The sequence below is a fragment of the Pseudomonas sp. B21128 genome, assembly GCF_044218865.1.
GTDB classification, from domain to species: domain Bacteria; phylum Pseudomonadota; class Gammaproteobacteria; order Pseudomonadales; family Pseudomonadaceae; genus Aquipseudomonas; species Aquipseudomonas iridis.
On the sequence record NZ_CP162590.1, the window covers coordinates 3,038,711 to 3,064,475 of the forward strand.

The following is a 25,765-nucleotide window of genomic DNA, read 5'->3' on the forward strand; positions in this document are numbered from 1 at the left end:
TTTGCCACATCGAGCAGGATAATGCGTTGTTGCCATATGACGAGCGCTTCAACGCGTTTTACTATGGCGTTTTCCTCCCCCGACAAGGCCCGTCCATGACGATCGAGATCCGCCCGGCGACTCCCAGCGATGCACCCCAAATCCTCGCCTTCATCACTGAACTCGCGGATTTCGAAAAGGCTCGCCACGAAGTCATCGCCAGCGTTGCCGACATCGAGCGCAGCCTGTTCGGCGAAGGCGCGACCGCCCATGGTCTGATCTGTCTGCGCGACGGCCTGCCCATCGGTTTCGCGGTGTTCTTCTTCAGCTATTCGACCTGGCTCGGCAGCAACTGCCTATACCTCGAAGACCTCTACATCACCCCTGAACAACGCGGCGGCGGCGCGGGCAAAACCCTGCTGCGGCAACTGGCGAAAATCGCCTGTGCCAACGACTGCGGGCGCTTCGAATGGAGCGTACTCGACTGGAACACCCCGGCCATCGAATTCTACAAATCCCTCGGCGCGCAACCGCAGGAAGAATGGGTGCGCTATCGCATGGACGGCAAGGTGTTGCGCGAGTTCGCCGAAGGCCAGTGAACGATGATGGCTATTTAGTGTTTATTCGATTGTCGCAAAGGCTCTAGTCCGGCATTCTACGCGCGCATTTTTGCGCGCTCACGGACGACACCTGCAATGCCTCTGGCAACAACTCTCCACGCCCGTGGAGCCTTCGCTGCGTCAATGAGTGGCTGGCGATGAGCGGACTACGGGCGTCAATACGTCTGTATGGCCTGGTGAAAAACTCGGGCTACACCGACAACCCCCAGCGCCAACCGGTAGACATTCTCTGCATGGTCAATCGCCTGGGCGGCAAAGCCATCCGCGCATTTGTCTCGCGACTGGGTGCCGAACTCATGACTCGCAGCGCAGGCCTTCACGATTATCACGTAATCCCGTTGCGCAACTTCGAGCCGAATACGTTCATCGACGCGCACCAAGGCTGGCTAACGCTGCACATCAGTTGCGGTTTCGTCGCTCCGGCGGGGCATTCGCTGATCAAGGATGGCGCATTGATGCCGATGGGGTGGAACGTCTACTCCGAGATCGGCCAGTGGACGGCCGAACATCATTTGGACCTCGGCACGCAAATGGCTGAGTTGCTGCAAAGTAGCTACGAGCTGAATCGCCTGCGAAACTACAACGCTTGGCTCAACGAACTCGATGACGCCACGCCCGATGAACTCACCTGGCATGTCGACGAAGCCTGGCAGCACCTGCAAACCGCTATATCCCCCGAAAGCCACGAGCACCGCCACGCACTGTTCGACCCCGTCGACAATCGCTGGCGCTTCGCCGCGACCGAAGTCGACATCTACCAGCCACACCCGGAACCTCTGAAGCAAGGAGCTTTGAATTGAGTGGAAAACCCGCCGCACGCGTCACCGATCCGACGGCATGCCCATTGCCAGTGCCACGGCACTAACCCGATTGTTTCCGGCTCGCCGAACGTCTTCTTCGACGGCCTCGCCGCTGCGCGCATGACTGATAAATCGGCCTGCGGCAGTCCGATCACCGGCGCCGTCTCCGGCACCGTTTTCATCAATGGCCTGAACGCCGCAACGCTCGACAGCACCGGAGGACACGGCAATGTCGTGGTCGGTGGTTCGGGGACGGTGATTATTGGCCAGAGTGGCGGAGGGGCGGCGTTTAGTGGGCTGTTGCCGATGCCGGTGCATTTTACGGACAGGTTGCAAGTGGTGAATGACGCGACTGGAGAACCCGTGCCCTACCACCCCTACACGATTCAGCGTGGCAATGGCAGTGAGGAACATGGCATTACGGATGCTTCGGGATATACCCATACCGTTAGTTCGCATTTACCTGAAACGATTAAATTATTTGTTGAGTGACGGACATGGCAGGAGAAAATACGGCGTGCCTGGAACCTTTGGCTAAAAGAGACGTAGGAAACGTTGAATTAACCAAGCCAGAAGATAAGTGCGCCAAAATCATTGCCATCAGCATGAAGAAGGTATTTATTTTATTTGTCGGTGGGGCTGGAGATCAGGAAAGTTACTACATGAGCGGGCCGAACTGGAACGTGACCCATGTTCAAACTAAAGTAGTGGCTGATGCTGATGCGCTTTGCTATTTGTCGAAATGCGATATGAAAGCATTGGCCTATAATAAGTTCTTGACGGATGACGATCTGGCGAAAAATGTACTGGTTGAAGCTCCTGATAAAACGACACCTGTTTATATCATCGGGCATAGTTTGGGCGGTTGGAACGGTGCACACCTTTCCAGTGTTTTAACGGATAAGGGCTACAAAGTCAGAATGTTGATCACGATAGACCCCGTGGGCCAGGGAAAGATCGTCTATGGTATATCAACCATTTACAGGCGAAAACCTGAGCCAAAGGCGGAGTTCTGGATAAATATCCGCGCGGCGAAAATCCAGAATCGGGACATATCGGATACTGTTGCAGACTTTGGTGAACAGTGGGAGATAACTTCAGGTCCCAATGTCAGTGGTCGAGTCGATGTCAATCACGCAGATGCGGATATTATGTTTGATCAAAAACTGGAGGGTGGGAAGTCGGCCCGTCAATTGCTGGCGGACTCGATACTCGGTTATCTCAGGGAGAAATAGACTGTGAATAGAATTTTTTTGGCAATCGCCATATTGCTATGCAGTTCATGTTCCTCGAATCATGGCAGGCAAATAGCGGTGCTTGACTTTCAAAGCGTTTCAATTACGCCGAGCGGGAGTTCGTTTTTCGTTTGGTTCTCAAGTGATACGGATCTGTTAGGGTTATTCCAGTCTAAAATCGGCGAGGAGCTGGTTTGTACCCTGGATGATGATCTGGATTTTTCTATTGGTCATTACCAGAAACGATATGGTAGCGGTATCGTTGAGGTGAGTGAGAATTCTTCGAAAGGACAATATATCGCCCGGGTTATTTTTCGAGAGACCGGAGACGTGCAGGGCAAGGAACTTATTCTCGAGGGCGAAAGGTTGCGCGGTGCCTTGAGGGTGCACTCATTTGTCGTATGTACGTTTAGAGTGAATACAACGAAATATAAAACCTACTTTTCGGAGTTTATGCGCATCCCTTCAGAGGACTTTACAAGGGCACTCGGCAGGTGAGGATAGCTGGATAACATGTAGTAAGAGATGCCGGTTTTTCCAATGTGATGTACGTTTCTGATGATAGTGCTTTTCGTGCTCTGGCTGGCCGCAACGAGCTAGAGCGTGTTATCGAACAGAGGGCTGAATGTTGAGTTTGCGAATTTTTAAATGGCTTTTGTTCGGTGGTTTTTTATCGTGTGCGGCTTGCATGCATCTGGATGTCCCTCCCGCCAGGCTTGAGTTTGTCTCGATCGATCACCTGAGTTCTTCCTATTACGATCTGCGTTTCACATCCGACAGAAATCTGATCGACTTGTATAAGGTGCATGGGCGACAAGGTCAGATCGGCACCTCGATCCAGTGCTCGCTGGATGGCGATCTGGACTTTTCCGTCGAACATCAAATCGCGCTTGAAGCTGCCGGAACTGTCAGTGAAATGCGATTGATCGAAGGTGATCGTCGTTATCAAATGTTTGCGAGTATCCGGGTCGAGAACCATGTCATCAATGATGGTCATAACGAGGTCAGGCCCGTTGAGTTGGTGCAGCTCCTCAAACCGCAGGAATACATTCCATGCAAAGTGGTGATTACTGCGTTTGCGTTCGTGGCGTATTACTCAAAGGTCATGTATTTGCCCACCTCGCGGTTTATCGCCGCCGTGGAAAACCCGCGCGTGGCGCCTTCACGCCTGACGCTCAAACCCTCTGATCAACCGCGAACGTGGGTGCCCTTTGCCCCCCTTTGCATTCTGCGCTGGCGCTATGAACGGTCGCCGATGTATGACCAGATCGACAGTCTCGGTTTATGTAGCGACGTGTCCTATGCCGGCATGCTCGCTTCATTCGCGCCATACAAGACCAAATTACGACTTGTTTCAGAGGTAGATGAAACTCCCGCGCCGCTGGCGGCGTACACCATCATCAGAGGGGATGGGCGCCTGGAGCCCGGTGTAACCGATCAGGAAGGGCGGACGCATGAAGTCGGAGCCAGCGAACATGAAGTACTGCGCGTCATCCTCGATAAAAAACTGCAACCCGTAGAGCGATGGACGCCGTGGATTGAATATGTCCCATAATATGGGATGCAAAATTACATATTGAGATTTTCAGCTTGAGAGGTCTATAGTCCGTCGCACTCACTGCCAAAAACAAAACAGGTGAAGCGATGCTGGCGCAATTGATCGCGCTCGATTGGGGGACGACCTCATTACGTGCTTACAAACTCGCGGCGGGCGGTGTGGTGCTGGAACAGCGCTCGCTGTCGTCCGGGATCATGCAACTGCCGAAGACCCCGCGAGTCATCAACGGTCGCGAATGTGCCGACGGTTTTGAACTGGCCTTTGATGAGGCCTGTGGCGACTGGCTCGAGGCGCAGCCGGATCTGCCGGTGATCGCCTGCGGCATGGTCGGGAGCGCGCAAGGCTGGCGTGAAGCCGTCTACTGCGACACGCCGGCGAACGTCGCCAATCTCGGAAACTCCCTACAAACCGTTATCAGTCTTCGCGGCGCGCGAGTGCATATCGTGCCGGGCGTGATTCAGCGTTCCCGTCTGCCGAACGTGATGCGCGGCGAAGAGACTCAAGTGCTGGGCGTGCTGCAGAACCTCCCTGTCGAGGCGGCCGGTGATCTGTTGATCGGCCTGCCGGGCAGTCACTCGAAATGGGTTGAAGTGGTCGATGGCTGCATCACCCGTTTCGACACCTTCATGACCGGCGAAGTGTTCGCCGTGCTCAGCGAACACAGCATTCTCGGCCGCACCCAACAGCAAGGCGCCGCGTTCGATGGCCAGGCCTTTGACCGCGGCGTGCAGGTTGCGCTGTCGGCGGACGCTGAACTTGGTGTGCTCTCTACGTTGTTCAGTGCCCGCACCTTGGGTCTGACCGGCGAACTCAGTCCGACGGCGCAAGCGGATTACTTGTCCGGCCTGATGATTGGTCATGAGTTGGCGGCACTTGCCACCGCTCAGCGCCGTCGCCGTGACAATCCAACTCTTCCCTCGATCATCCTCATCGGCAATGCGCAACTGTGCACACGCTATAGCCGTGCCCTCGACGCCTGTGGCTTCGCCAGTGTGACGCTGGCCGAGCAGGCCACCGAGCGTGGCTTGTGGCAACTGGCGCTGGCCGCCGGACTGATCGATTCCTCATCCCGTTAACCCCGACTGGAGGCCTGACATGCTCAAGCAAGCATTGGCGCAAAACGGTCTGATCGCGATTCTGCGTGGCCTGCATCCGCAGGAAGCTGCTGCTGTGGGAGAAGTCCTGTATGCGGCCGGATTTCGCGTCATCGAAGTACCGCTCAATTCCCCTTCGCCGTACGAAAGTATCGCCATCCTGCGTAAGGCTTTGCCCGCCGATTGCCTGATCGGTGCTGGCACGGTGTTGACCCCGGAACAGGTCGAATTGGTGAAGGAGGCCGGCGGCCAGGTCATCGTCATGCCGCACAGCGATGCCAAGGTATTGCGCGCAGCGAAAGCGGCGGGGCTCTACCTGTCGCCGGGCGTTGCCACGCCGACGGAAGCCTTCGCGGCGCTGGAGGAGGGCGCGGACGTTCTCAAGTTGTTCCCGGCCGAGCAGATGAGCCCGGCGGTCGTCAAAGCCTGGCTGGCGGTATTGCCGGCCGGGACGATTCTGGCGCCGGTCGGTGGCATCACCCCGGACAACATGCAGGTGTTCATCGACGCTGGCGTCAAGGGTTTCGGTCTCGGCTCGGGGCTATTCAAACCGGGGATGAGCGTTGGACAAGTAGCGGCGAATGCCAAGGCCTATGTAGCTGCCTGGAAAGCCCTTCGCTAAGACTTTTTGGCGCTGCGAGCGCTGCATCTACAAGAGAGACAACAAGATGAAAATCACCAAACTCACAACCTTCATCGTTCCGCCGCGCTGGTGCTTCCTCAAGATCGAAACCGACGAAGGCGTGACCGGTTGGGGCGAGCCTGTGGTTGAAGGTCGCGCGCACACAGTGGCAGCGGCTGTTGAGGAATTGTCCGACTACCTGATCGGCAAAGACCCACGCAACATCGAGGACATCTGGACGGTGTTGTATCGCGGCGGCTTCTACCGTGGCGGCGCGATCCACATGAGTGCGCTGGCCGGTATCGATCAGGCGCTGTGGGACATCAAGGGCAAGGCCCTGGGTGTGTCGGTCAGCGATCTGCTCGGTGGTCAGGTGCGCGACAAGATTCGCGTGTATTCGTGGATCGGCGGCGACCGTCCGGCTGACACCGCGCGTGCGGCGAAAGAGGCCGTGAGCCGTGGTTTTACCGCGGTAAAAATGAACGGCACGGAAGAGCTGCAGTTTCTCGATACCTTCGAAAAAGTCGATCTCGCCCTGGCCAACGTCGCCGCCGTGCGTGATGCGGTCGGGCCGAACGTCGGCATCGGTGTCGACTTCCATGGTCGGGTGCACAAGCCGATGGCCAAGGTGCTGATGAAGGAACTCGACCCCTACAAACTGATGTTCATCGAAGAGCCGGTGCTCAGCGAGAACTACGAAGCGCTGAAAGAACTGGCACCGCTGACCAGCACGCCAATTGCACTGGGCGAGCGGCTGTTCTCGCGTTGGGACTTTAAACGCGTGTTGAGCGAAGGCTACGTCGACATCATCCAGCCGGATGCCTCCCACGCCGGCGGCATTACCGAAACCCGCAAGATCGCCAACATGGCCGAAGCCTATGACGTGGCGCTGGCGCTGCATTGCCCGCTGGGGCCGATTGCGCTGGCGGCGTGTCTGCAACTGGATGCGGTTTGCTACAACGCGTTTATCCAGGAACAAAGCCTGGGCATTCACTACAACGAGAGCAATGACTTGCTCGACTACGTGAAGGATCCGCGGGTGTTCGATTACGACAAAGGCTTTGTGAAGATTCCGAACGGGCCGGGATTGGGTATCGAGATCAACGAGGAGTACGTGATCGAACGCGCGGCCGTCGGTCACCGCTGGCGCAACCCGATCTGGCGCCATGCCGATGGCAGTTTTGCCGAGTGGTGAGTCCAGCCTGACACACCACTAATCCCTGTGGGAGCTGGCTTGCCAGCGATGACGGCGGCACGTCCAACACTGATGTGACAGATGTACCGCAATCGCTGGCAAGCCAGCTCCCACAGGGTTCCGTGCAAGTCTTAAGACTGTCCTCAAATAAACATAAGAAGAGGCATCTCCCATGCAACCGCAAACCCTCACCGGGCAGGCGTCTTTAGTCACGCCCAGCCGAAAGCGTTTTTTCATCATGGTGTTGCTGTTTATCACCGTGGTCATCAACTACCTCGACCGCAGCAACCTGTCGATTGCCGCCCCGGCCCTGACCAGCGAGCTGGGCATCGATCCGATTCACGTTGGCCTGATCTTCTCCGCATTCGGCTGGACCTACGCCGCCATGCAAATCCCCGGTGGCTGGCTGGTGGATCGCGTGCCGCCACGCATTCTTTATAGCGTCGCGTTGCTGTTGTGGTCGATCGCCACCGTGATGCTGGGTTTCGCCGCCAGTTTCATCGCGCTGTTTGTCCTGCGCATGGCCGTCGGCGCGCTGGAAGCCCCGGCCTACCCAATCAACAGTCGCGTGGTGACGACATGGTTTCCCGAGCGTGAACGCGCCACGGCGATTGGTTTCTACACCTCCGGGCAGTTCGTGGGTCTGGCCTTCCTCACGCCGGTTCTCGCGTGGCTGCAACACGAATTCGGCTGGCACATGGTGTTTGTCGCGACAGGTGCGGTGGGCATTATCTGGGCGGCAATCTGGTACGCGGTGTATCGCGAGCCACGGGATTTCAAAGGGGCCAACGATGCAGAAATCGAGCTGATCCGCGAGGGCGGCGGGCTGGTGGATATCCAGGCCGACAGCGCCAAGGTCAAAGCAAAATTCAGCTGGACCGATCTCGGCATTGTTCTCACTAAACGCAAGTTGTGGGGCATCTACCTCGGCCAGTTCTGCCTGAACTCGACACTGTGGTTTTTCCTGACGTGGTTCCCGACTTACCTGGTGAAATATCGCGGCATGGACTTCATCAAGTCTGGCTTGCTGGCCTCGTTGCCGTTTCTCGCCGCGTTCGTAGGCGTGTTGTGCTCGGGGTTCTTTTCCGACTTCTTGATTCGTCGCGGTTACACCATTGGTTTTGCGCGCAAGTTGCCGATCATTGGCGGGCTGCTGATTTCCACTTCGATCATCGGCGCCAACTTCGTCGAGTCGACGCCGCTGGTGATTGCCTTTCTGGCGCTGGCGTTTTTTGGCAATGGATTGGCGTCGATCACCTGGTCGCTGGTGTCGACGCTGGCGCCGGCACGCCTGCTCGGCCTGACCGGTGGGGTGTTCAACTTCATCGGCAACCTGTCGGCGATTGCCACGCCGATCGTGATCGGTTTCCTCGCCAGCGGGGATTCGTTCGCCCCGGCGATCACCTATATCGCGGTTCTGGCGTTGATCGGTGCTTTGTCCTACGTGCTGCTGGTGGGCAAGGTTGAACGTATCGAGTTGTAGTGCTTAGCGTCGGGCGACCATAATGCCGCCCGTTCCCTCGCTCAACGGTAAAGGCTGGATATGCAGGAAGACGCCCCGGAAAAAATCAAGGACGCCGCGCCCACCGGCACCCAGACACTGCTTCGCGGGCTGGGTGTGGTGCAGGCCGTGGCCAGTGGCGCGCGTGATCTCAAGGAGATTGCCCGGCTGATCGGCACCACGCGCAGCACTACCCACCGTCTGGCCAGTTGTCTGGTGGATGAGCGCTACCTGCGCGTGGTGCCGCAAGTCGGTTACCTGCTGGGGCCGAAGCTGATCGAGCTGGGCTTTCAGGCGCGTGAAGAGTTGCCGCTGGTGACGTTGGCCGGACCTTATCTGGATGAGTTGTCGGCACTGACCGGGGACACGGTTCACCTGGGGATTCGTGAAGGCGATGAAGTGCTGTATCTGCTGAAGAACCCGGGGCGCAACGGCCCGGAAATGCGTTCGCGGGTAGGCCATCGTATGCCGCTGGCTCGCACCGGGATCGGCAAGGCATTGATGCTCGATGATTCGCCGCAGGATTGGCAACGTCTGTACGACATCAGCCTGCCGGCGGGTGGGAAGAGTCAGTTCTGGCCGCAGCATCCCCAACAGTCCTGGGAACAGCTTGAACAGCGCATGACCGAATACGTGGCCGGTGGCTACGCGTTCGATCTGGAAGACAACGAACCGTCGATCCGCTGCGTGGCGGCGCCGATTCGGGATGCGAGCAAGGGCATTGTGGCGGCAATCAGCATCGCCAGCACCGTGCCCTATATGCCGCTGGAGAAAATGGCCGAGCTGATTCCCCTGATCAAAGAGGTCACAGCCCGGCTTTCGGCGGAGCTGGGTTTAAAGGTGTGATTAAACCTTGAGCGTCGCCATATCGATCACGAAACGGTACTTCACGTCGCCGGCGATCATGCGGGCGTAAGCCTCGTTGATCTGGCGGATGTCGAGCATTTCGATGTCGCAGGTGATGTTGTGCTCGGCGCAGAAATCCAGCACTTCCTGGGTTTCGGCAATCCCACCGATCAATGAGCCGGCGAGTACGCGGCGACTCATTACCAGTTTGCCGGCGTGTACCGGTGGATCAACCGGCTCGATAAGGCCGACCAGAATGTGCACGCCATCAAAGCGCAGGGTATCGAGGTACGGGTTGAGGTCGTGCTGCACCGGAATGGTGTCCAGCAGGAAGTCGAAGTAACCCGCGGCAGCCTTCATCTGCTCGGCGTCGGTGGAGACGATCACATGATCGGCGCCCTGACGACGACCTTCTTCAGCTTTGCTCGCCGAACGGGTGAACAGGGTGACTTCGGCGCCCATCGCCTTGGCAAACTTGATGCCCATGTGGCCCAGGCCACCCATGCCGAGAATCCCGACCTTGTCGCCAGCCTTGACGCCGTAATGCTTGAGCGGCGAGTAAGTGGTAATGCCGGCGCAGAGAATTGGCGCGGCGCTGGCCAGGGCGAGTTTTTCCGGGATGCGGACGACGAAGTGCTCGCTGACGACGATGCTGTCGGAGTAGCCGCCCATGGTGTTGCTGCCGTCGACCCGGTCCGGGGTGGCGTACGTCATGGTCGGGCCTTCGAGGCAATACTGCTCGAGGTTCGACTGGCAGGCTTCGCAACGGCGGCAGGAGTCGACCATGCAGCCAACGCCGACCAGATCGCCTACTTTGTGTTTGGTGACATTCGCACCGATTGCGGTGACTTTTCCGACGATCTCGTGGCCGGGCATCAACGGGTAAACAGCGATGCCCCATTCGTTGCGTGCCTGGTGGATGTCGGAGTGGCAGACGCCGCAATATAGAATTTCGATGGCGACGTCGTCGGCGCGAGGGTTGCGTCGTTCGAATTTCATCGGGGCGAGGGGCGTGGTGGCCGATTGGGCGGCATAGCCGATAGCGGTATACATGTGAAACCTCGCAAAAGCAGTGACAAGTGAGGCGGCGCATTTTGGGCGCCGCGCGACTGTCCGGCCATGGCGATTCCTCCGGGTCTCATGCCTAATCCTCCGGCAAGCGGGTTTGTTCAGTCGCATTGGCAAAAGGATCTGCGATGATGCTTTCATGCCTTTTTCCGTTACTTTTTTCTGAAGAACCTCGATGCAATTAACTCGTCACCTTGATGCCAACGCCACCCTGGTTTCGCTGATTGAACCGCTGGCACTGCGCGACGGTTATTCCCCGACCGGGCTGCCGGGCGTGCAGGTGCTGCGCGCCAGTTGCGATGTTGCCCGTGGCCCGCACATCTACGAACCGAGCCTGATGATCATCGCCCAGGGCAGCAAACTGGCGTTTCTCGGCCCGCGCACCATGGAATATGGCGCCGGGCACTATCTGATTCAGGCGCTGCCGGTGCCTTTCGAGTGTGAAACCTTTGCCTTGCCGGATGCGCCGCTGTTGGGTGTGTCGGTGGCGATCGACCGGGTTTTGCTCGGCGAGCTGGTGCTGGCCATGGGGCTGGCGCCGGGGCGGCATATTCCGGCACAGACGCCGGAGTCGATGACCTCGGTGGTGCTCGACGATGACATGCGCGGCTGTGTCGAACGGTTGCTCCGTTGTCTGCACGATCCGCTGGAGTGTCAGATTCTGGGGCCAGCGCGTATTCGCGAATTGCTGTTCGTCGCGTTGCGCGGACCGCAGGCCGATGTGTTGCGCGCGCTGGTTGAGCAGCAGGGGCAGTTCGCCCGGGTGGCGGCGTCGATCAGTCATTTGCACGCGCATTACACCGAACCGTTGAATGTCGAGACATTGGCCAGTTGCGCGAACATGAGCGTGTCGACCTTTCATGAGCATTTCAAGCGCAGCACATTGTTGTCGCCGGTGCAGTATTTGAAGCGTTTACGTTTGTTGAAAGCGCAGACGTTGTTGGTGGCTGAGGGATTGGGTGTGGCGCAAGTGGCGCATCGGGTGGGGTATCAGAGTACGTCGCAGTTCAGTCGTGAATACAAGCGCTACTTCGAGCGCAGCCCCGCAGATGAACGCGCTGCCTGAGGCATAGCACAATGTCCTGTGGTGGCTGGCTTGCCAGCGATGAGGCCGCCACGTTCAACAAAGATGTCGCCTGATCCACTGCCATCGCTGGCAAGCCAGCTCCCACAGGGTTTGATGTGATGCACTGAATGGCGGGCAACAAAAAGGCCCCCATTTCGGGAGCCTTGTTGTTCAGCGGTTCGGCTTACATGTTCGGGTAAGTCGGGCCGCCAGCGCCTTCCGGCGTCACCCAGGTGATATTCTGCGAAGGGTCCTTGATGTCACAGGTCTTGCAGTGCACGCAGTTCTGGGCGTTGATCTGGAAGCGTTTCTCGCCGTCTTCCTTGGTGATCACCTCGTACACGCCGGCCGGGCAGTAGCGCTGCGCCGGCTCGTCGTACAGCGGCAGGTTTTTGCTGATCGGAATGCTCGGGTCGGTCAGCTTCAAGTGGCAAGGCTGTTCTTCTTCATGGTTGGTACCGGAGATGAACACCGAGCTGAGTTTGTCGAAGCTGAGTTTGCCGTCGGGTTTCGGGTAGTCGATCTTCTTGCAGTCGGCCGCGAGCTTGAGGCAAGCGTAATCCGGCTTGTTATCGTGCAGGGTGAACGGCAGTTTGCCGGCAAAGATGTTCTGATCCAGCCAGTTGAAACCACCGCCGAGGATCGCGCCGAACTTGTGGATCGCCGGGCCGAAGTTACGGCTGGCGAACAGTTCGTCGTAGAGCCAGCTCTTCTTGAAGGCGTCGACGTAAGTGGTCAGCTCTTCAGTGCCGTCCTTTTCAGCGAACAGCGCGTCAGCCACCGATTCAGCGGCGAGCATGCCGGATTTCATCGCGGTGTGGCTGCCTTTGATCTTGGCGAAGTTCAGAGTGCCGAGGTCGCAACCGATCAGCGCGCCGCCCTTGAAAACCATCTTCGGCAGCGAGTTCAGGCCACCTTTGCAGATTGCGCGGGCGCCGTAGCTGATGCGCTTGCCGCCTTCCAGATACTGAGCCAGCACCGGGTGATGTTTGAGGCGCTGGAACTCGTCGAACGGCGACAGGTAGGTATTGCTGTACGACAGATCAACGATCAGGCCGACCACTACCTGATTGTTTTCCAGGTGATAGAGGAACGAGCCGCCGGTGTTCTCGGTGCCCATGATCTCCAGTGGCCAACCGGCGGTGTGAACCACCAGGCCTGGCTGGTGTTTGGCCGGATCGATTTCCCAGATTTCTTTCAGACCGATGCCGTAGTGCTGGGCGTCGGCATCGCTGTCGAGGTTGAAACGCTTGATCAGTTGCTTGCCGATGTGGCCACGGCAACCTTCGGCGAACAGCGTGTATTTGCCACGCAGCTCCATGCCCGGGGTATACAGGCCTTCTTTCGGATTGCCTTCGCGATCGACACCGAGATCGCCGGTGATGATCCCGCGAACCACGCCTTGCTCGTCGATCAGCGCTTCCTGAGCAGCGAAGCCCGGGTAGATTTCCACGCCGAGGTTCTCGGCCTGCTGGGCGAGCCAGCGGCACAGGTTGCCCAGGGAGATAATGTAGTTGCCTTCGTTGTGCATGGTCTTGGGCACAAAGAAGTCTGGAATTTTCTGCGCGCTTTCGGCGTTTTTCAGCACGAAAATGTCATCGCGGGTAACCGGCGTGTTCAGCGGGGCGCCGAGTTCTTTCCAGTCCGGGAACAGTTCGTTCAGTGCGCGGGGTTCGAATACGGCACCGGAAAGGATGTGTGCGCCGACTTCGGAGCCTTTTTCGACCACGCAGACGCTGATTTCCTTACCGGCTTCGGCGGCCTTCTGCTTCAAGCGGCAGGCGGCGGACAGGCCAGCGGGGCCGGCACCGACGATGACCACGTCGAATTCCATGTATTCGCGTTCCACAGGCTATCTCCTACTCAAGGCTCAACAGTTTTTTTTCTAATATGGAGGTTTGATGTCGCTTCCGCTACGCCTTTACGTTAACGTCAAGGGGATAAAGGAGAAGCCACCTTTCTCTCTAGGGGGCGCATTATATCTACACCACTCCTAGCGTCCAATACAAACGTTTGTTTGAATTGGCTCCAGCCCAGATAAATCAAAGAAGCGCGGCTTATGAATGGTCATTTTGCTGTATTGACCGGAATAGGCGTTCCGGTCAAGATACGGGCGGTTTTGCGCTCGCCGTAGGCAGACTGGCGGTTTCAAGAGCACCTCTAAAGACAGGGCGTAGGCAGTACAAGGTGATGCGCAGCGCAGGTGCGGCGCGCAGTTTACACATCGTGAAGAGGCATGACTCGTCGGTCACCACTGACGAACGGTCACAGCACTTCGCCGCGTGGAATCACCGCGTATACAGGCCGGCGTTTTTAGAGGTGCCCTTGTAGCCCGATGAGCATCAACCGCCAGGTTCGCCTAGGCGACTTTCTTTTCACCGGAGAGTAACGAGGAATCCATGAAGGTTCTTGTAGCTGTCAAACGCGTTGTGGATTACAACGTCAAGGTTCGCGTCAAGGCGGACAATTCCGGCGTAGACCTCGCCAACGTCAAGATGTCGATGAACCCGTTCTGCGAAATCGCAGTGGAAGAAGCCGTACGCCTGAAAGAGAAAGGTGTTGCGACTGAAATCGTCGTCGTCTCCATCGGCCCGACCACCGCTCAGGAGCAGCTGCGTACCGCACTGGCTCTGGGTGCCGACCGTGCCATCCTCGTCGAATCCGCTGAAGATCTGACCTCGCTCGCCGTGGCCAAGCTGCTCAAGGCTGTGGTCGACAAGGAACAGCCTCAGCTGGTGATCCTTGGCAAACAAGCCATCGACAGCGACAACAACCAGACCGGCCAGATGCTCGCTGCACTGAGCGGTTATGGTCAGGGCACGTTCGCCTCGAAAGTCGAAGTCTCCGGTGACAGCGTTGCCGTGACCCGCGAAATCGACGGCGGCGCGCAGACTGTTTCGCTGAAACTGCCGGCGATCGTCACCACCGACCTGCGTTTGAACGAGCCGCGTTATGCGTCCCTGCCAAACATCATGAAAGCCAAGAAGAAGCCTCTCGAAGTGCTGACTCCGGACGCTTTGGGCGTTTCCACCGCCTCCACCAACAAGACCCTGAAAGTCGAAGCGCCGGCTGCACGCAGCGCAGGCATCAAGGTCAAGTCGGTGGCTGAACTGGTCGAGAAACTGAAAAACGAAGCGAAGGTAATCTAATCATGACTATCTTGGTAATCGCCGAACACGACAACAAAGTGCTGGCCCCGGCCACACTGAACACCGTGGCTGCTGCTGCCAAAATCGGTGGCGACATCCACGTTCTGGTTGCTGGTCAAGGCGCTGGCGCCGTGGCTGAGGCCGCTGCGAAAATCGCTGGCGTGAGCAAAGTCCTGAATGCTGATAACGCCGCTTACGCGCATCAGCTGCCGGAAAACGTTGCTCCGCTGGTCGCAGAACTGGGCGCTGGCTACAGCCACATCCTGGCTGCCGCCACCTCCAACGGCAAAAACATCCTGCCACGCGTTGCTGCGCAGCTGGACGTTGACCAGATCTCCGAGATCATCTCGGTAGAAAGCGCTGACACCTTCAAGCGTCCGATCTACGCCGGTAACGCCATCGCTACCGTGCAATCGACTGCTGCGATCAAAGTGATCACCGTGCGTGCCACCGGTTTCGATCCGGTTGCTGCTGAAGGTGGTTCGGCTGCTGTTGAAGCTGTTGGCGCTGCACACGACGCCGGTACTTCGAGCTTCGTGGGTGAAGAGCTGGCGAAGTCTGATCGTCCTGAGTTGACCGCTGCCAAGATCGTCGTTTCCGGCGGCCGCGGCATGCAGAACGGCGACAATTTCAAGCACCTGTACGCCTTGGCCGACAAGCTGGGCGCTGCTGTAGGTGCTTCGCGCGCCGCAGTCGACGCAGGTTTCGTACCGAACGACATGCAGGTCGGTCAGACCGGCAAAATCGTTGCGCCACAGCTGTACATCGCGGTCGGTATCTCCGGCGCGATCCAGCATCTGGCCGGTATGAAAGACTCCAAAGTGATCGTTGCGATCAACAAGGACGAAGAAGCGCCGATCTTCCAGGTCGCTGATTACGGTCTGGTAGCGGATCTGTTTGAAGCAATCCCTGAGCTGGAGAAGCTGGTCTAATCCAGCGGCTTCACTTATAAAGAGCCCGACCTTTTGGTCGGGCTTTTTTTTGTCTCGGGTTTGAGTGGGAGCGTTTCGCTATGGATCTGCGCTGCGGATTGTTGTTGGGATTGGCGCTGTTGCCAGGATTGGCCTCGGCCGCGGGCAAGTGCGAGCGCCTCATCGTCACCGGCAGCCCGGATGCTCCGCCGTATCTGTGGCAGGATCCGCAAAACCCCAGGCACTTGATCGGTGCCAGCGCAGACCTGTTACAGCAAGTGGCCAAAGACTTGGGCATCAAGGTCGACTTGCTCTACGCCGGCAAGCGCTCGCAGGCCCTCGATGAGGTGCGCAGTGGACGCATGGACATGCTGGCCGACGCGTCGTTGACGCTCAATGAGCTGGAGAACCTCGACTACATCCATCCGCCGCTGCTGGAAAACGACTATCTGGTGTGGACGCGCAAAGGCTCTACGCTGGCCTACGGCGAAGCCAGCGACCTGCACGGTCATACCGGTGGCGTGTCGGAAAAGTCTCGAATGACCCAGGCATTCGGCACTTTCGCTGCTGAGCAATTGACCCTGACCCGGACAGCAAACCTCACCCAGGCCTTTCAGAAACTTCTGCTGGGTGAAGTGGAATATGTACTCGCCGGGCGCTACTCGGGCATGGCCGCCGCCCAGGCATTGGGCATGGCCGATGACCTGCTGGCGTTTGAACAACCGATCGACAGACCCGGTCTGTTCCTCGCGGTTTCCCACAACTCGGCGTGCAACGATCCGTGGTTGCGCGGACAGCTGGCCAAAAAGATGACAGAATTGCCCGCGTCCGGACTGACGGAAGCCGCGCTGCAACGCAATATCGAGCGCTGGAAGGCGCAGCAGCAACAGCCGCAACAGCCTGTCAGTGCCCCAAAACAGTAGGGATTCTTAGTGAGTATTCGACCTCTTTTCGCGGCTGTGGCCGTTCTGGCCATGGCCGGTTGCGCGACCGATCCGGCACCCATTGAACAAATGCGTTTGACCGAGCAGGCCATCGCCCAGGCCAAGGCCGTCGGTGCCACTGGCGATGACGTGCCGGAAATGAAACTGGCCGAAACCAAGTACAACCGGGCCAAAGGCAACATGGCAGACGAATCCTTTCGGAACGCGCGCATGCGTTCCGAACAGGCTGAACTCGACGCACGTCTGGCAGAAGCCAAAGTGCTGACCCAGAAAAGCGAAGAACAGTTGAATGTGCTTAACACCCGCATCGTCCGTCTGCACAAGCAACTGGGAGATGCCCAATGAGCCTCAAATCCAAAGTCCTCGGTGGTCTGATTCTCGTCGGTTGCGCGAGCCTGTTCGGCTGCGCCGGTCAGCACAGTGAGTCCGCGTTGCAAGAGGCCGGCGCCGACTTCCAGAAGGTCAAGGAGGATTCCAACGTGCTGCGCATCGCGCCTAAAGACGTGATCCGCGCCGGTGAGTCCCTGGCCCGTGCCGATCGCCTGTCCACTTACTGGGGCAGCGGTTCGGACGTGGTGCACTACGCCTACCTGAGCCAGCGTTATAGCGCGATTGCCCGCGAGCACACCAATCAAGTGCTCAACGAAGAGCGTGCAGCCAAGCTCGAACTGGATCGTCAGCGCCTGCAACTGGCCCTGCGTGAATCAAAACTGTTGAGCGTGCAACAGCAGGGCAAGTGGCTCGAAGAGCAGATTGTTGCGCTGGCCACCACGCAGACTGATCGTGGTCTGGTGATGACCTTGGGTGACGTGTTGTTCGACACCGGTGAAGCGGAGCTGAAAAACTCGGCTAACCGCGTTGTTCTGAAGATTGTGCAGTTCCTGCAGTTGAATCCGAAGCGCGTAGTGCGTATCGAGGGCTACACCGACAGCACTGGCGGCAAACAGGAAAACCTCAAACTGTCCCGCGACCGCGCGCAGTCGGTGGCCGACGTGCTGATGGACCTGGGCATCGACGACAAACGTATTCAGGTCGAAGGTTACGGTGACGAATACCCGGTGGACGCCAACGCTTCCGAGCGTGGGCGAGCACAGAACCGTCGTGTGGAAATTGTGTTCTCCGATGAAAAAGGCCAGCTCGGCGCCGCCCGTTGAGGGTTGCGTCTCTGGAAAGCCCGGACTGTCCTGCAGTGCCGGGCTTTTTTACGCCTGAGCAATACCGAGTGAATCAATACAGTTGTGGCAGACAACCGACTGTATGGTCGTCTATGGTGACAACTGTCCCAGTACACTTCTAAACTGTTCCGGTATTGTTTCACACAAGAATAAAATGCCCGTGAAATCGAGTGCTGCGTCATGACCAATCTCCTGCTCTACCAACGTATTGCTCAGCAACTGGCCGAAGACATCCGCCGTGGTGTTTATCAACCGGGGGAGCGCGTGCCTTCGGTACGCAAGATGAGTTCGCAGCTCAATGTCAGCCATGCGACGGTGTTGCAGGCTTACGCCAATCTCGAAGACCAGGGCTTGATTCGCGCACGGCCACAATCTGGTTATTACGTGCACCAGACGCCCGCGCTGACGGCACCGACGCCGGACATCGCCCGGGTCGAACGGCCAGGGCTGGTCACGCGCAGCAGCATCATTCAGCAGGTTCTGGTCGAGTCGCGCCGCGAAGGCGTATTTCCGTTGGGCGCCGCCGTGCCGAGCGTGGACTATTTGCCGGTGCGGGCGCTGCACCAGCAACTGGCCAAAGTCACTCGCTTCCACAGCCCGCGAGCGTTCAGCTACATGTTCAGTCCCGGCTTCGAACCGCTGCGCCGGCAAGTGGCGATCCGCATGCGCGACGCCGGTGTGGTGGTCGACCCGTCCGAAGTGGTGATTACTCACGGTTGTGTCGATGCGTTGCAGATGTCGCTGCGGGTGCTGACCCGTCCGGGCGATCTGATCGCCGCCGAGTCGCCGACCTATTACGGGCTGCTGCAACTGGCCGACCTGCTGGGCCTGAAAGTCATCGAGATCCCCAGCGATCCCGCCACTGGCATGAGCCTCGAAGCGCTGCAGCTGGCCGCCAACCAGTGGTCGATCAAGGCGTTGGTGTTGACCACGCGCCTGAGCAATCCCCTGGGTGGCACCATGCCTGAAGAGCGGCAAAAACAACTGCTGCGCCTGGCGTCGGATTTCGATATCCAGATCGTCGAAGACGACATCTATGGCGAGTTGATGTTTGAGCAGGGTCGTACCAAGGCCCTCAAGGCGTATGACCGACTCGATCGGGTGATCTATTGCTCGAGCTTCTCCAAGACCCTGTCGCCCGGTGTGCGGATCGGCTGGATGATTGCCGGTAAGTACCAGCAGGAAATCCAGCGCTTGCAGACCTTCAGCACCCATTCGGCGTGCAGCGTGACGCAGATGGCGATTGCCGCCTATCTTGAAAACGGCGGCTATGACCGGCATTTGCGGTACATCCGCCAGGAATACCGGAAAAACCTCAGCGCCTTCCAGTTGGCGGTGCAGCAGCACTTCCCCGAAGGCACGCAAATGACCCGGCCCACGGGCGGTTTTATCCTCTGGGTGAGTCTGCCGGGGCGGGTCAATACTCAGGAATTGCACGTGCGCGCGCTGCAGCAGGGCATCAGTATCGCGCCCGGCCTGATCTTCAGTAATACCGAGCAATTCAACCACTGTATCCGCCTGAACTGCGGCATTCCGTGGAACCGCGAGGCGGAGCGGGCGTTGATGACCCTTGGAATGTTGGCAACCCAACTGTGTCAGGAGACGGCGGTCGGTTTCTGAACGAACGTACGGACAGGCTTGTCTTGTGACGCTCAACAAGCGAGCATATGGCCCTCTGCCGTTAGTGTCGTTGGGTTCATGAAAGCGATTTTTTCTGCCGCCGGGATTGTCCTTTGCTTGCTGATGATCAGTCATTCGCCGGGTGTCATGGCGGCTGCGGTCCAGGAAAAACCGGCCGCGGTGGCGACCCAGAAGAAACCGCTGGGGAGCCAAAAAAATACGCCGGCCAATGGCCAGAAGAAGAAAGCTGCGCCGGTGAAGAAACGTCCGCCAGTGGCTTCCAAGTCGAAATCTGCCAGCGAAGTGGCGAAAACCAAACTGCCGTCAGCCGGACTCGACTTGAGCTTGCCCAAGGACATGGTTGAAGAGTTGAAACCACTCGGCACAGTCAATCTGCCCAAGCGCGAACCTATCCTGCCGCAAATGTTTGGCGAGAAGAACAGCGGGTTCCAGCTCAATGGCCGTTTGCTCAGCAACGAAATGCAGTTGCAACTGCGCAACGATGAGCGTCGTGAAGTAGACGGCGCAGCCCTGGATTTTGAATTCAAGCAGTAAATCCAATGCATCTGTGAGCCCTGAACCAGACGCTTTGTCGGAGACTGGTCAGTCACCTTCACTTATCCGTAAAAACCCCGGCGCAGGGAATTTTAAACAGCCGTTTTAGCGGTTACCCTGTCCTTGTCCCTTTCACACATCGCCCCTCGCGAGGATTTGTTCGTCATGAAATGCCGTGAAGGCTGTGGCGCCTGCTGCATTGCCCCCTCCATCAGTTCGGCTATTCCCGGCATGCCTGATGGCAAACCTGCCGGCGAACGTTGCGTGCAACTCTCGGTCGAAAACCTGTGCAGCATTTTCGGCCGCCCGGAGCGCCCGGCTGTCTGTTCGGGCTTTGCCGCCGATGTCGAAGTCTGTGGCGATAGCCAGGAAGAGGCGATCAAGTTGATCGGCTGGTGGGAGCAAATGACGGCGGCCTGATGTGTCAAACGAACGGAACTTCAACAATAAGGAAAAAGACTATGGGTTCGCTGCATCGTATTGCTGTGTTGTGTGGTTTGACCGCCGTGCTGGCCACGTCGCTGGCGCAGGCTGAAGACTGGAAAGTCGCCAAGAACGAGGACGGTATCAAGGTTTCCCTGAGCGAAATCCCGGGTTCGGACTACAAGTCCTATCAGGGCGTAGCGTTGATGAAGACCACTGTCGCCAAGTTGCGTGCACTGCAGGACGATGTGACGGGCGCTTGTGCATGGATCTACGAATGCAAAACCCAGAAGCTGCTCAAGCACGAAGGTGATCAGAGTTGGACTTACACCCAGTTCAATACGCCGTGGCCCGTGACCCCGCGTGATTCGGCAACGCATGTCACCACCGTCGAAGGCGCTGATGGCAGCCTGACTCGCACGCTTGAAGGTGTGCCGAAATACGTTCCGGAAGAAAAAGGCTTTGTCCGCGTGGCCCAGGTCAAGGGCTTCTGGAAGTTCGTGCCAAAAGGCGATCAGGTTGAAGTGACCTATCAAGTGCACACCGAGCCAGGCGGCAGTGTCCCGGCGATGGTTGCCAACAAGTTCGTCGTCGATGCGCCTTTCAATACCCTTAAAGCTCTTAAAGAGCGCGCCGAGAAGTAATTCCCGTCTTCAATGAAACGCCCCGATCGATTCGGGGCGTTTTGTTTTGCGGTTTATATTGTGTTTCCAGATATGCGTTGAACGAAATTTTCACAACGTGTTCAAGACAATCCGCCCGCGCTATTTCCGTGCTGTCCCATGGTCATTACTTCAACTGAATGTGTCTGGTGACAGGGCAGTAATCAATGGCAATGGTGCCGGTGATCGTGCAACATTTGCGCACTGCGCACGCCCCGGGGTCTGGAATGACCAATAGAGGGCATGGCGCCGCTGTATTTTTGCAACTTCAACTTCCAATGGGTCCTAAAACGACATGGCAAACCCGGACGCCCTGAATCAGCAGCGATCTTCCAGTCGCCTGCTGCAACCGACCGTCAAATCGCATCTGGCCTACACGCTGCTCTGTGCGCTGGTCATGATGGTGATGTTTTCCGTGCTGCGCCTCGCGCTGCTGGTCTACAACCGCGAGATGATCCTCGACACCCCGGCTGCGACGTTCCTCGAAGCGTTCGCCAACGGCTTGCGTTTCGACCTGCGCCTGGTGGTTTACCTGAGCATTCCGCTGGTACTGGCGTTGTTCAGTGCCCGTGCCATGGCGGCGCGCGGCTTCTTCCGGCTGTGGCTGACCGTTGCGTCGAGCATCGCGCTGTTCCTCGGTCTGATGGAAATGGACTTCTACCGTGAGTTCCACCAGCGCCTCAACGGTCTGGTCTTCCAGTACGTGAAGGAAGACCCGAAAACCGTGATGAGCATGCTCTGGTACGGTTTCCCGGTGGTGCGCTATCTGTTGGCGTGGGTCATCGGCACGGTGATTCTGACGCTGGCGTTCAAAGGCGCCGACCGGGCCACGCGTCCGCGCGGGCCTTTCAGCGGCGGCACGGTCAGCTCCCGTCAGGTGGCGCCGTGGTATACCCGTCTTGCGGTGTTCGTGGTTTGCCTGCTGATCTGCGTGGTCGCTGCACGCGGCACCCTGCGTCAAGGCCCGCCAATGCGCTGGGGTGACGTGTACACCACCGACTCCAACTTCGCCAACCAGCTCGGCCTTAACGGCACGCTGTCGTTGATCGCTGCCGCCAAGTCACGCATGGGCGAGGACCGCGATAACATCTGGAAAGCCACGCTGCCGCAAGAGCAGGCGCAGCAAATCGTCCGCGACATGCTGGTGATGCCACAAGACCAATTGGTCGATGCCGACATCGCCGCCGTGCGCCGTGACTACACGCCGGACGCCGACAAGACCCTGCCGATCAAAAACGTTGTCGTGATCCTGATGGAAAGCATGGCCGGTCACTCGGTCGGCGCATTGGGTGCACCGGGTAACATCACCCCGTATCTGGACAAGCTGTCGAAGGAAGGTCTGTTGTTCGATCGCTTCTTCTCCAACGGCACGCACACCCACCAGGGCATGTTCGCGACCATGGCCTGCTTCCCGAACCTGCCGGGTTTCGAATACCTGATGCAGACCCCGGAAGGCAGCCACAAGCTGTCTGGCCTGCCGCAGTTGCTCAGTGCCCGTGACTACGACGATGTCTACGTCTATAACGGCGACTTTGCCTGGGACAACCAGTCGGGCTTCTTCAGCAACCAGGGCATGACCAACTTCGTTGGCCGTAACGACTTCGTCAACCCGGTGTTCTCCGATCCGACGTGGGGTGTGTCCGATCAGGACATGTTCGATCGTGGCCTGCAGGAGCTCAAGGCGCGGGAGAACGGCAAGCCGTTCTACGCGCTGCTGCAAACCCTGTCCAACCACACGCCGTACGCCTTGCCGACGCCATTGCCGGTTGAGCGCGTGACCGACCGCGGCTCGTTGAACGAGCACTTGACCGCCATGCGTTACTCCGACTGGGCGCTAGGCCAGTTCATGGAGAAGGCGCGCAAAGAGCCGTACTTCAAGGAAACCCTGTTCGTCATCGTGGGTGACCACGGTTTCGGCAACGAGCGCCAGATCACCGAAATGGATCTGGGCCGCTTCAACGTGCCGATGCTGATGATCGCACCAGGCATCCAGGAGAAGTTTGGTACGCTCGACCATACCGTGGGTACGCAGATCGACATCGTGCCGACCATCATGGGTCGCCTCGGTGGCGAAGTGCGTCATCAATGCTGGGGTCGTGACTTGCTCGATCTGCCAAAAGGCGATACCGGTTTCGGTGTGATCAAGCCGTCGGGTAGCGAGCAGACCACTGCGATCGTTACCGCTGACCAGATCCTCGTACTGCCGAGAGACAAGGACATGGGGCCGAAGATCTGGAATTATCAGTTGGGCGCCAATCCAGGTGCCCAGGTCGTGCCGAATGCACCGCGCACTGCCGAGTTGAAGCTCAAGCTCGAAGCGTTCCTGCAAACAGCGACCAAGAGCCTGATGGACAACACTGCCGGTGTAATCCACGGCAAGCCGGACTGATCCAGCTGCGAAGATCCGCACAATAAAAAAGAGGCCCTGAAAAGGGCCTCTTTTTTTATGCCTGGATCGTTATATCCGACCGAGTAACAGCAGCACCAGCAGCACGACCAACACCACGCCGATAATGCCCGATGGACCATAACCCCAACTTCTGGAGTGCGGGAAGACCGGCAGACCACCGATCAGCAACAGGATCAGGATAATGATAAGAATTGTGCCCATGGTGATTTCCTTGTTGATAGCGTTCGAGAAGTCTTGGTATTCCAGGGCGACTGGAGACTAACTAATTCCAGACGGCTTACAAATTCCGACCGGTACGAATGAAAGAAAATTCAATGTTTTTTTAAGTTATTTGGATTGCTTGCTTATTTCCTTTTAAAGGTGTTGATCTTTTGATCTTTACGCCACGGTTTGCCCTCACCATTCAGCAATCTGATGGAGCGTGGGTGGACACCGTTCCTTCGCTACACTCGGCGAATCTTTCCCGGAACAACAAGGCTGTCTGCTATGCAAAATCGCATGATGATCACTGGCGCGGGCTCAGGCCTGGGTCGCGAAATCGCGCTGCGCTGGGCGCGTGAAGGCTGGCAACTGGCCTTGTCCGACGTCAGCGAACCCGGTCTGCAGGAAACCTTGAAACGGGTGCGTGAGGTTGGCGGCGACGGTTTCATCCAGCGCTGCGATGTGCGTGATTACAGCCAGCTCACCGCGTTCGCCCAGGCTTGCGAAGAGAAACTTGGCGGTATCGATATCATCGTCAACAACGCCGGTGTCGCTTCCGGCGGGTTCTTCAGCGAACTGTCGCTGGAAGACTGGGACTGGCAGATAGCGATCAACCTGATGGGCGTGGTCAAGGGCTGCAAGGCGTTCCTGCCACTGCTTGAGCAGAGCAAGGGCAAGATCATCAACATCGCCTCCATGGCGGCGCTGATGCAAGGCCCGGCCATGAGCAACTACAACGTCGCCAAGGCGGGCGTGGTGGCATTGTCGGAAAGCCTGTTGATCGAACTGGCACAACAGGAAGTCGGTGTGCATGTGGTCTGCCCGTCGTTCTTCCAGACGAACTTGCTCGATTCGTTCCGTGGCCCGACCCCGGCGATGAAAGCGCAGGTCGGCAAGTTGCTGGAAAGTTCGCCGATCAGCGCAGCGGACATCGCCGAGTACATCTATGAGCAAGTAGCGGCCGGCGAATTCATGATCTTGCCCCACGAACAAGGGCGCATGGCGTGGGCGATCAAACAGAAGAATCCGCAACTGCTCTACAACGAGATGACCTCCATGGCCGAGAAAATGCGCGCCAAGGCCAAACAAAACAACGGTTGATCTTGTCCGTAGCACTTCCCGTCGTTAGGGTGGCCGCAATGGTCACCCTGTCGAGACGCGATAATGCTCAATTACTTGTGGTTCTTCCTCGCGGCATTATTTGAAATCGCCGGTTGTTTCGCCTTCTTCATGTGGCTGCGTCAGGGCAAAAGTGCGCTGTGGGTAATCCCGGCGCTGCTCAGCCTGACGTTGTTTGCGCTGTTGTTGACGCGTGTTGAAGCGGCCTACGCCGGGCGTGCCTATGCCGCTTACGGCGGGATCTACATCGTGGCGTCTATCGGTTGGCTGGCCGTGGTCGAGCGGGTTCGGCCATTGGGGTCGGACTGGATTGGCGTGGCACTGTGCGTGATCGGTGCCAGCGTGATTCTGTTCGGGCCGCGCTTTTCTGCCGCTTGAGATGAGGGCTGTTTAACAATTTGCAGGAAACGTCTGAAGGGCGGCGCGCTGAAGGGTTGTAGGGCATTACTGATTTGCCCGCGATGCATTGAACCGGCGCCGTAAGCCGCGCATCTTCATTGCTCGCTAACCCTGAAGGACGAATCTCATGCTTGTACTCAGCCGTGTCGTTGGTGAGTTGATTTCAATTGGTGACGACATCACCGTGCGCGTTCTGTCAGTGAACGGCGCAAGTGTGCGTTTTGGCGTCGAGGCACCCAAGAAGGTCAATGTGCATCGCGCGGAAGTCTATGAGCGGATCCAGCGCAAACAGGCCCTGGAAAAGGCCCGTTGAGGGTTCAGTCGAACAGATGCTTGGGCACGTCATGCTTGAGCATCAACTGGCACTGCTCGCTGTCGGGATCAAAAACAATCAATGCCTGGCCCTTGGTCAGCGCCTGACGCACACGCAGTACGCGGGTTTCCAGCGGAGTGTCGTCGCCGTTGTCGGTACCGTCGCGGGTGACGAAATCTTCGATCAGGCGGGTGAGGGTGTCGACTTCAAGAGCGTCGTAAGGAATGAGCATGGGCACCTCGGCTAAATCAATGTCGCGATGCTACGGCGATTGATCTTCGCCTGCCAGTTTTGTGTCGT

At 58.0% G+C, this 25,765-nt stretch carries 28 protein-coding genes and 1 pseudogene; 25 read left to right on the forward strand and 4 right to left on the reverse strand.

All coding sequences use genetic code 11. The features are described from left to right. Positions 1-95 precede the first annotated feature (95 nt). The 11 genes and pseudogenes from AB4P91_RS13555 to AB4P91_RS13605 all read left to right on the forward strand — a co-directional run bounded on the left by AB4P91_RS13555 (position 96) and on the right by AB4P91_RS13605 (position 9,450). Positions 96-578: a GNAT family N-acetyltransferase gene (locus tag AB4P91_RS13555; RefSeq protein ID WP_042562173.1), complete on the forward strand. Its 483-nt coding sequence runs from the start codon at positions 96-98 to the stop codon at positions 576-578. Positions 579-736: 158 nt separating this feature from the next. Next, entirely contained in the window at positions 737-1,399 is a 663-nt protein-coding gene (locus AB4P91_RS13560; RefSeq protein ID WP_395602991.1) for a hypothetical protein, read from the forward strand. Next, positions 1,396-1,891: pseudogene (locus AB4P91_RS13565) on the forward strand (PAAR domain-containing protein). Before AB4P91_RS13560 ends, AB4P91_RS13565 begins: the two are co-directional and overlap by 4 nt. 5 nt (positions 1,892-1,896) lie before the next feature. After that, on the forward strand, positions 1,897-2,634 hold the full coding sequence (locus AB4P91_RS13570; RefSeq protein WP_150596258.1) for an alpha/beta hydrolase: 738 nt from the start codon (positions 1,897-1,899) through the stop codon (positions 2,632-2,634). A gap of 78 nt (positions 2,635-2,712) precedes the next feature. Then, on the forward strand, positions 2,713-3,132 hold the full coding sequence (locus tag AB4P91_RS13575) for a hypothetical protein (protein ID WP_224795346.1): 420 nt from the start codon (positions 2,713-2,715) through the stop codon (positions 3,130-3,132). Between the two features lie 127 nt (positions 3,133-3,259). Continuing rightward, the gene (locus AB4P91_RS13580; RefSeq protein ID WP_150593063.1) at positions 3,260-4,189 is read left to right on the forward strand and encodes a hypothetical protein; all 930 of its coding nucleotides are present in this window, start codon (positions 3,260-3,262) and stop codon (positions 4,187-4,189) included. Positions 4,190-4,278: 89 nt separating this feature from the next. Further along, positions 4,279-5,268, forward strand: coding sequence for a 2-dehydro-3-deoxygalactonokinase (locus AB4P91_RS13585; protein WP_395602992.1), 990 nt, complete (start codon positions 4,279-4,281; stop codon positions 5,266-5,268). A 19-nt stretch (positions 5,269-5,287) separates the two neighbouring features. Next, on the forward strand, positions 5,288-5,908 hold the full coding sequence (locus AB4P91_RS13590) for a 2-dehydro-3-deoxy-6-phosphogalactonate aldolase (RefSeq protein WP_395602993.1): 621 nt from the start codon (positions 5,288-5,290) through the stop codon (positions 5,906-5,908). A 46-nt stretch (positions 5,909-5,954) separates the two neighbouring features. After that, a complete protein-coding gene (dgoD, locus tag AB4P91_RS13595; protein ID WP_095188559.1) occupies positions 5,955-7,103 on the forward strand; it encodes a galactonate dehydratase in 1,149 nt (382 codons plus the stop codon). Positions 7,104-7,275: 172 nt separating this feature from the next. After that, on the forward strand, positions 7,276-8,586 hold the full coding sequence (locus AB4P91_RS13600) for an MFS transporter (protein WP_150593066.1): 1,311 nt from the start codon (positions 7,276-7,278) through the stop codon (positions 8,584-8,586). A gap of 60 nt (positions 8,587-8,646) precedes the next feature. After that, on the forward strand, positions 8,647-9,450 hold the full coding sequence (locus AB4P91_RS13605; protein WP_150593067.1) for an IclR family transcriptional regulator: 804 nt from the start codon (positions 8,647-8,649) through the stop codon (positions 9,448-9,450). Here the strand turns inward: AB4P91_RS13605 and AB4P91_RS13610 are convergent, their stop codons facing one another. Further along, positions 9,451-10,503: an NAD(P)-dependent alcohol dehydrogenase gene (locus AB4P91_RS13610; RefSeq protein ID WP_150596253.1), complete on the reverse strand. Its 1,053-nt coding sequence runs from the start codon at positions 10,501-10,503 to the stop codon at positions 9,451-9,453. It abuts the gene before it with no gap. Positions 10,504-10,693: 190 nt separating this feature from the next. Between AB4P91_RS13610 and AB4P91_RS13615 the strand changes: the two genes are divergently transcribed. Further along, positions 10,694-11,584: an AraC family transcriptional regulator gene (locus tag AB4P91_RS13615; protein WP_339475777.1), complete on the forward strand. Its 891-nt coding sequence runs from the start codon at positions 10,694-10,696 to the stop codon at positions 11,582-11,584. Between the two features lie 184 nt (positions 11,585-11,768). On the opposite strand, the gene AB4P91_RS13620 is transcribed toward AB4P91_RS13615, so the two are convergent. Next, positions 11,769-13,433, reverse strand: a complete 1,665-nt coding sequence (locus tag AB4P91_RS13620) for an electron transfer flavoprotein-ubiquinone oxidoreductase (RefSeq protein WP_042560400.1) — start codon at positions 13,431-13,433, stop codon at positions 11,769-11,771. Between the two features lie 550 nt (positions 13,434-13,983). Between AB4P91_RS13620 and AB4P91_RS13625 the strand changes: the two genes are divergently transcribed. The 10 genes from AB4P91_RS13625 (at position 13,984) to AB4P91_RS13670 (ending at position 23,412) form a co-directional block, all read left to right on the forward strand. After that, positions 13,984-14,733: an electron transfer flavoprotein subunit beta/FixA family protein gene (locus AB4P91_RS13625; protein WP_007908338.1), complete on the forward strand. Its 750-nt coding sequence runs from the start codon at positions 13,984-13,986 to the stop codon at positions 14,731-14,733. A gap of 2 nt (positions 14,734-14,735) precedes the next feature. Then, entirely contained in the window at positions 14,736-15,665 is a 930-nt protein-coding gene (locus AB4P91_RS13630) for an electron transfer flavoprotein subunit alpha/FixB family protein (protein WP_042560399.1), read from the forward strand. A gap of 80 nt (positions 15,666-15,745) precedes the next feature. Next, on the forward strand, positions 15,746-16,567 hold the full coding sequence (locus AB4P91_RS13635) for a substrate-binding periplasmic protein (RefSeq protein WP_395602994.1): 822 nt from the start codon (positions 15,746-15,748) through the stop codon (positions 16,565-16,567). A 9-nt stretch (positions 16,568-16,576) separates the two neighbouring features. Then, positions 16,577-16,933 (forward strand): DUF4398 domain-containing protein, encoded by a 357-nt coding sequence (locus AB4P91_RS13640; protein ID WP_150593071.1) that lies wholly within the window; start codon positions 16,577-16,579, stop codon positions 16,931-16,933. After that, positions 16,930-17,742 carry an OmpA family protein gene (locus AB4P91_RS13645; RefSeq protein WP_042560396.1) on the forward strand — a complete coding sequence of 271 codons (813 nt, stop codon included), beginning with the start codon at positions 16,930-16,932 and terminating at the stop codon, positions 17,740-17,742. Before AB4P91_RS13640 ends, AB4P91_RS13645 begins: the two co-directional genes overlap by 4 nt. Positions 17,743-17,943: 201 nt before the next feature. Further along, complete coding sequence (locus AB4P91_RS13650; protein ID WP_042560395.1) at positions 17,944-19,383, forward strand: PLP-dependent aminotransferase family protein; 1,440 nt, start codon at positions 17,944-17,946, stop codon at positions 19,381-19,383. 78 nt (positions 19,384-19,461) lie between these two features. Then, a complete protein-coding gene (locus tag AB4P91_RS13655) occupies positions 19,462-19,938 on the forward strand; it encodes a translation initiation factor 2 (protein ID WP_395602995.1) in 477 nt (158 codons plus the stop codon). A 165-nt stretch (positions 19,939-20,103) separates the two neighbouring features. Further along, entirely contained in the window at positions 20,104-20,358 is a 255-nt protein-coding gene (locus AB4P91_RS13660) for a YkgJ family cysteine cluster protein (protein ID WP_042560393.1), read from the forward strand. 41 nt (positions 20,359-20,399) lie between these two features. Then, positions 20,400-21,005, forward strand: a complete 606-nt coding sequence (locus AB4P91_RS13665; RefSeq protein ID WP_150593073.1) for an START domain-containing protein — start codon at positions 20,400-20,402, stop codon at positions 21,003-21,005. A gap of 313 nt (positions 21,006-21,318) precedes the next feature. Continuing rightward, positions 21,319-23,412: an LTA synthase family protein gene (locus AB4P91_RS13670; protein ID WP_395602996.1), complete on the forward strand. Its 2,094-nt coding sequence runs from the start codon at positions 21,319-21,321 to the stop codon at positions 23,410-23,412. 69 nt (positions 23,413-23,481) lie between these two features. On the opposite strand, the gene AB4P91_RS13675 is transcribed toward AB4P91_RS13670, so the two are convergent. Further along, entirely contained in the window at positions 23,482-23,640 is a 159-nt protein-coding gene (locus AB4P91_RS13675) for a DUF3309 family protein (protein WP_181818456.1), read from the reverse strand. Between the two features lie 279 nt (positions 23,641-23,919). Here AB4P91_RS13675 and AB4P91_RS13680 point away from each other — a divergent pair, with 279 nt between their 5' ends. The 3 genes from AB4P91_RS13680 (at position 23,920) to csrA (ending at position 25,465) form a co-directional block, all read left to right on the forward strand. Continuing rightward, positions 23,920-24,735 (forward strand): SDR family oxidoreductase, encoded by an 816-nt coding sequence (locus tag AB4P91_RS13680; RefSeq protein ID WP_150596251.1) that lies wholly within the window; start codon positions 23,920-23,922, stop codon positions 24,733-24,735. Positions 24,736-24,798: 63 nt separating this feature from the next. Then, on the forward strand, positions 24,799-25,131 hold the full coding sequence (locus AB4P91_RS13685) for a YnfA family protein (RefSeq protein ID WP_003226957.1): 333 nt from the start codon (positions 24,799-24,801) through the stop codon (positions 25,129-25,131). A gap of 148 nt (positions 25,132-25,279) precedes the next feature. Then, positions 25,280-25,465: a carbon storage regulator CsrA gene (gene csrA, locus AB4P91_RS13690; RefSeq protein WP_047302530.1), complete on the forward strand. Its 186-nt coding sequence runs from the start codon at positions 25,280-25,282 to the stop codon at positions 25,463-25,465. A gap of 4 nt (positions 25,466-25,469) precedes the next feature. On the opposite strand, the gene AB4P91_RS13695 is transcribed toward csrA, so the two are convergent. Then, positions 25,470-25,697, reverse strand: a complete 228-nt coding sequence (locus AB4P91_RS13695; RefSeq protein WP_003236706.1) for a YheU family protein — start codon at positions 25,695-25,697, stop codon at positions 25,470-25,472. Positions 25,698-25,765 lie beyond the last annotated feature (68 nt).

Excerpts from the sequence above, each read along its gene's own strand:
- AB4P91_RS13610 (WP_150596253.1), bottom strand. The coding sequence starts at position 10,503 with ATGTATACCGCTATCGGCTATGCCGCCCAATCGGCCACCACGCCCCTC.
- AB4P91_RS13635 (WP_395602994.1), top strand. The coding sequence starts at position 15,746 with ATGGATCTGCGCTGCGGATTGTTGTTGGGATTGGCGCTGTTGCCAGGA.
- AB4P91_RS13645 (WP_042560396.1), top strand. The coding sequence starts at position 16,930 with ATGAGCCTCAAATCCAAAGTCCTCGGTGGTCTGATTCTCGTCGGTTGC.
- AB4P91_RS13605 (WP_150593067.1), top strand. The coding sequence starts at position 8,647 with ATGCAGGAAGACGCCCCGGAAAAAATCAAGGACGCCGCGCCCACCGGC.
- AB4P91_RS13670 (WP_395602996.1), top strand. The coding sequence starts at position 21,319 with ATGGCAAACCCGGACGCCCTGAATCAGCAGCGATCTTCCAGTCGCCTG.
- AB4P91_RS13615 (WP_339475777.1), top strand. The coding sequence starts at position 10,694 with ATGCAATTAACTCGTCACCTTGATGCCAACGCCACCCTGGTTTCGCTG.
- AB4P91_RS13680 (WP_150596251.1), top strand. The coding sequence starts at position 23,920 with ATGCAAAATCGCATGATGATCACTGGCGCGGGCTCAGGCCTGGGTCGC.
- AB4P91_RS13625 (WP_007908338.1), top strand. The coding sequence starts at position 13,984 with ATGAAGGTTCTTGTAGCTGTCAAACGCGTTGTGGATTACAACGTCAAG.
- dgoD (WP_095188559.1), top strand. The coding sequence starts at position 5,955 with ATGAAAATCACCAAACTCACAACCTTCATCGTTCCGCCGCGCTGGTGC.
- AB4P91_RS13560 (WP_395602991.1), top strand. The coding sequence starts at position 737 with ATGAGCGGACTACGGGCGTCAATACGTCTGTATGGCCTGGTGAAAAAC.
- AB4P91_RS13630 (WP_042560399.1), top strand. The coding sequence starts at position 14,736 with ATGACTATCTTGGTAATCGCCGAACACGACAACAAAGTGCTGGCCCCG.
- AB4P91_RS13570 (WP_150596258.1), top strand. The coding sequence starts at position 1,897 with ATGGCAGGAGAAAATACGGCGTGCCTGGAACCTTTGGCTAAAAGAGAC.
- AB4P91_RS13655 (WP_395602995.1), top strand. The coding sequence starts at position 19,462 with ATGAAAGCGATTTTTTCTGCCGCCGGGATTGTCCTTTGCTTGCTGATG.
- AB4P91_RS13695 (WP_003236706.1), bottom strand. The coding sequence starts at position 25,697 with ATGCTCATTCCTTACGACGCTCTTGAAGTCGACACCCTCACCCGCCTG.
- AB4P91_RS13665 (WP_150593073.1), top strand. The coding sequence starts at position 20,400 with ATGGGTTCGCTGCATCGTATTGCTGTGTTGTGTGGTTTGACCGCCGTG.
- csrA (WP_047302530.1), top strand. The coding sequence starts at position 25,280 with ATGCTTGTACTCAGCCGTGTCGTTGGTGAGTTGATTTCAATTGGTGAC.
- AB4P91_RS13580 (WP_150593063.1), top strand. The coding sequence starts at position 3,260 with ATGTTGAGTTTGCGAATTTTTAAATGGCTTTTGTTCGGTGGTTTTTTA.
- AB4P91_RS13685 (WP_003226957.1), top strand. The coding sequence starts at position 24,799 with ATGCTCAATTACTTGTGGTTCTTCCTCGCGGCATTATTTGAAATCGCC.
- AB4P91_RS13650 (WP_042560395.1), top strand. The coding sequence starts at position 17,944 with ATGACCAATCTCCTGCTCTACCAACGTATTGCTCAGCAACTGGCCGAA.
- AB4P91_RS13600 (WP_150593066.1), top strand. The coding sequence starts at position 7,276 with ATGCAACCGCAAACCCTCACCGGGCAGGCGTCTTTAGTCACGCCCAGC.
- AB4P91_RS13660 (WP_042560393.1), top strand. The coding sequence starts at position 20,104 with ATGAAATGCCGTGAAGGCTGTGGCGCCTGCTGCATTGCCCCCTCCATC.
- AB4P91_RS13590 (WP_395602993.1), top strand. The coding sequence starts at position 5,288 with ATGCTCAAGCAAGCATTGGCGCAAAACGGTCTGATCGCGATTCTGCGT.
- AB4P91_RS13585 (WP_395602992.1), top strand. The coding sequence starts at position 4,279 with ATGCTGGCGCAATTGATCGCGCTCGATTGGGGGACGACCTCATTACGT.
- AB4P91_RS13555 (WP_042562173.1), top strand. The coding sequence starts at position 96 with ATGACGATCGAGATCCGCCCGGCGACTCCCAGCGATGCACCCCAAATC.